We start from the raw sequence: 4,456 nt of genomic DNA on the forward strand, positions 1-4,456 counted from the left end.
GTTTGAGCTTGAGCAGGAGTGATAGTTAAAGCTGCGGTAGCTACTACTCCTAAAATCAAGGTTTGGGGAAGATTGTTGAGCTTTTGCATGGTTTCTAAAGAATCTAATAACTTAAGTTGTCTAAAAAAGATTTAAGATCGTTTGCGGTTTTTTAATTTGAAAGCACCACCGCCAAAGAGCAAGAGACTACTGAGTATTGTGGTAGGTTCTGGTATTACTTCTTGGTCTCCAACTTCAATCAAACGTACATTTGGAGTAGAACGTAGAGTGAGATCAAAACCAAAACCAGTTAAAGGTGGTTCTTGTGTTAGTCGCTCTCTTAGAGGTACACCATCTATCTCATTAGGAAAAGTAGCGGTTAAAGCACCTGAAACTTGGTTAGCGAAAACGTTAGTTCTATTGATAGTGGTTATGGTTAAACCATCATCGGAAATAATAGTTTCCGGAGGTAATAAGGGGAATTGCTCTTCAATCCTTCTCCCTTGAGTATCCAACAGATAACCTTGTAATTCTAAACCGAGAGAAATGGTTGTGCTAGTTGGTCGAGTACTGTAAATAGGAAATTCAACCAAGTTTAAATCCATGGCAAAGCCACTAACTTGAATTCCGTTAACCTCAACTATGGAACTGCCTCCTGTTGGTGGTTGAGTAATGCGGATAAAATCTCTGACTCTAGGATTGGCAGGATTAGGAAAAGGAGCTCCAGCAGTTTCAGTAGTAGTCCCTGGTATGTACAAGTCTTTGATAGGTCCTGTCCAAGCTTGGAAAGGAGCGAAATCTGAGCCAGCTCCTGTGTTAACTGTAAAAAGAGCACCTCTTCCTTCTCTCTCAGGGGGGACGAAGTCAATATTGGTTAGAGGTGCACCATCGGGAGTTACAAAGTCAGTAGCCTCTAATCTTACTCCTCCTGGTTGCTCTAGGGGTACAAAGTTAACTGTTCCCTCTAAACCTGCTGTAGAAATGCTTTCAGCTTCAACAACAACATCGGCATTAGGATCGCACTTTTGGGGAAAGATTAGATCATTAGGACAACCTGCTAAGGCTTCTGCTGCACCAGGTCCACGAAAAGGAGGGGGAGCAACTGTTTGAGCTTGTACAGGTGCGATAGCTAAAGTTGTACTTGCTGCTACTCCCAAGATAACGGCTTGAGAAAAATGATTATTGAGCTTTTTCATGATTATTTGACAATACAGTGACTAAAGTTGGCAAAAAGTGTTAAGACTAAAAAAGGTGAGCGCCTTTGGCGACTGAATTTAAAGTAAGGAGTAGAATCTGTAGCTCACTAAGATAAGGTGTGGCTGCTGTCTCAAGTCTAGGCTTGGTTTCCTGATTCAACGAGGTTCAGCAACTGCAGTTACTGATTTCCTCTCCACAGGCGTTAATTCCCCTAAACAGCTTCAGGTACTAGCTAAGTCAACTAAATTAAACGGTTTTACGCTTAGTAAAGGCGACTGTTCCGCTACCAAGTAGCAGTAAACTGATGATCGTAGATGGTTCGGGAACTTCTGATGTAGGAATAATTACTGAATCAGGTTCAACACCAACTAGAATGTTATAAGTTCCAGCAAAATCTATAATCTCACCTGCTCTTAAGGCAGTTCTAATCTCATCGGCGCTTTGAGCAATAGAGAATTCAATTACACCTGCAGCTCGATTAGCAAAGATTGTTCTACCTAGTGGATTTATTTGCTGTTCCTCAACTCGATTACCATCAGTATCTATCTTATAGGCTTGCAATTGCATATTTAAGCGAACTGTGGTTGTATCAAATCCTGGTACAGTACCCGGAATAAGTTCAGGCTCAGCTAATTCGATTAGATCTAACGCGTAACCACCTTCAATGATTCCATCAACTTCTCCTGTGGCGTAACCAGGACCCAAAGAACCATCATTAATAACGATAAAATCTCTGACTCGGGGGTTAATCGGACTAGGTACAGGAGATCCTGGTATAACTGGCTCTCCTGGGTTGTTGGGAGGATCTTGAACGATATCTTGGATTGTTCCTGTCCATAGATTGAACCCACGAAAATCGTTGATTCCTCCTCTTGGTGCAGAGTTAGCTTGAATGGTTAAACCTTCTCCTGTCCCTTCAGGGGGGAGAAAGTCAAGGTTAAACAATGGTTCTCCACTGCTACCATCTCTGCCAATACCTTGCAGACGTAAGCCTTGAAGTTCTTCTGATTGTTCTTGAGGGTCAAAAGCAATATTTCCTTGTAACCCTAGAAAATTAGTAGCACTAGTTCTGACTACGTCAGCGTTAGGATCGCACTTATCTCCCATTGATATGGTAGGAGGTGGACCTGCACAATTGGTCAGTATTTCTGGAGCTCCTATGGGGAAAGCCTCAACAGGTGCTGTGCCCATTCCGAAGCTAGCAGCTGCTCCCAACAATACTGTTAATGAAATCGACTGTTTGATGTTTGGCATCTTTGTATGTAAGTTAAAGTATTATAACGATGACTTTTGCCTTCTTTATAATGTGAAGATAGCAAAATCTTAATTTTTTGTCTAGATTAATGTTAATACAAAATTTCCCATTTAAGACCAACTTTACACAATCTTTAAAAACGTGAGACTCAAGTACTAGACTTGAGTCTTGGCTTTTAGATTAGCTGGAGTATTTTTCTAGGCTAAATCATAACCTACATCATACCCATACCACCCATACCGCCCATACCACCCATACCACCCATACCAGCCATGGCATCCATGTTAGGTGCTGCTGAGGCTTTTTCAGGTTTTTCTACAACTAAGGCTTCAGTGGTAATTACCATGGCGGCGATTGAACCGGCGTTTTGTAGTGCCGAGCGTACTACTTTGGCTGGGTCGATGATACCCGCTGCGATCATGTCTTCTAATTCACCTGTGAGAGCGTTGTAGCCAATATTAAACTCAGTTTCGCGAACTTTTTCCACAATCACTGAACCTTCTACACCAGCGTTAGTAGCTAATTGGAACAGGGGTGCTTCTAAAGCACGTGTTACAATATCCGCGGCGATTTTCTCTTCAGAATCGGTGAGGGTTGCTTTGAATTCGGCTACTTTACTCGCTAAATGAATCAAGGTTGTACCACCACCTGGGACTATTCCTTCTTCTACCGCAGCTTTGGTAGCGTTGAGAGCGTCTTCTATACGTAGTTTACGATCTTTTAACTCGGTTTCGGTGGCTGCACCTACTTTGATTACCGCGACTCCTCCTGCGAGTTTGGCGATTCTTTCTTGGAGCTTTTCGGAATCGTAGTCAGAATCAGTAGCTGCTAATTCTTTGCGTAGTTGTGCGACGCGTTTTTCTACTTCTTTTTTGGTTTCAGTACCTGCTACTATGGTGGTGTTTTCTTTATCTATGGTGATTTTACGCGCTTTACCTAGTAAATCTAGGGAAACACTATCGAGACTTAAACCAATATCTTCAGAAATTAAACGACCACCGGTGAGAATGGCGATGTCTTGTAACATTTGTTTGCGGCGATCGCCGAAACTTGGAGCTTTAATCGCAACAACATTAAGTACTCCTCTAGCTTTATTTACTACCAGAGTTGCTAAAGCTTCTCCTTCTACGTCTTCACAGATAATTAGTAAAGGACTACCCTGACGGGCTACTTGTTCTAATACTCCCACTAAATCTTGGATACTGCTAATTTTTTTATCAGTAATTAAGATAAAAGCGTCTTCATACTCGACTAATTGTCTTTCTTGATCAGTGATAAAGTAGGGAGATAGATAACCGCGATCGATTTGCATCCCTTCGACGACTTCTAATTCTGTAGCTAGAGATTTGGACTCTTCTACGGTAATTACCCCATCTCTAGTGACTTTATCCATCGCTGTAGCGATCATTTGACCAATTTCGGGGTCATTTCCCGCTGATACGGTAGCTACTTGAGCGATCGCCTCTCCTTCTACTGGTTTAGCGATCGCTGCGATTTCCCCAACTAGATAAGCGATCGTCTTATCCATACCGCGACGTAGAGACACGGGGTTAGTACCTGCGATGACATTTTTTAACCCTTCATGTATTAAAGCTTGAGCGATAACCGTTGCTGTAGTTGTACCATCTCCTGCTATGTCTTTGGTTTTGGCTGCTACTTCTTGAATTAATTTAGCTCCTGTATTTTCGAGAGGATCTTCTAATTCAATTTCTTTAGCTACGGTGATACCATCATTAACGATTTGGGGGGCACCGTATTTTTTCTCTAACAATACATTACGACCTTTTGGTCCTAAAGTAATTTTTACTGCATCTGCTAGAGCATTAATCCCTCTTTCGAGAGCTTTACGAGAATCTTCTTTAAAGGAAACTATCTTAGCCATGATTTTTATGTTTACTAACCACTATTGCTTAATTTAGCACTCTTAGGGTCAGACTGCTAAAATTTTCCTACTTAAATCTGGTAAAAGGGGAGAGGGGGAGAGCTCACAAGTGTAGGTTTTTTACAGAAAAGTTATCATGAGGT

3 protein-coding genes are annotated in these 4,456 nt (G+C 41.7%); all 3 read right to left on the reverse strand.

The window, feature by feature from the left end; translation table 11 throughout:
• Positions 1 to 131: 131 nt before the first annotated feature.
• The 3 genes from EA365_00140 to groL all read right to left on the reverse strand — a co-directional run bounded on the left by EA365_00140 (position 132) and on the right by groL (position 4,313).
• Positions 132 to 1,175, reverse strand: coding sequence for a PEP-CTERM sorting domain-containing protein (locus EA365_00140; protein ID TVQ49889.1), 1,044 nt, complete (start codon positions 1,173 to 1,175; stop codon positions 132 to 134).
• A 247-nt stretch (positions 1,176 to 1,422) separates the two neighbouring features.
• Positions 1,423 to 2,430 (reverse strand): PEP-CTERM sorting domain-containing protein, encoded by a 1,008-nt coding sequence (locus EA365_00145; protein ID TVQ49890.1) that lies wholly within the window; start codon positions 2,428 to 2,430, stop codon positions 1,423 to 1,425.
• A gap of 215 nt (positions 2,431 to 2,645) precedes the next feature.
• Positions 2,646 to 4,313, reverse strand: coding sequence for a chaperonin GroEL (gene groL / locus EA365_00150; GenBank protein TVQ49891.1), 1,668 nt, complete (start codon positions 4,311 to 4,313; stop codon positions 2,646 to 2,648).
• Between the last annotated feature and the right edge of the window lie 143 nt (positions 4,314 to 4,456).

Origin of the sequence: Gloeocapsa sp. DLM2.Bin57, assembly GCA_007693955.1 — a bacterium.
In the GTDB taxonomy this organism is placed as follows: domain Bacteria; phylum Cyanobacteriota; class Cyanobacteriia; order Cyanobacteriales; family Gloeocapsaceae; genus Gloeocapsa.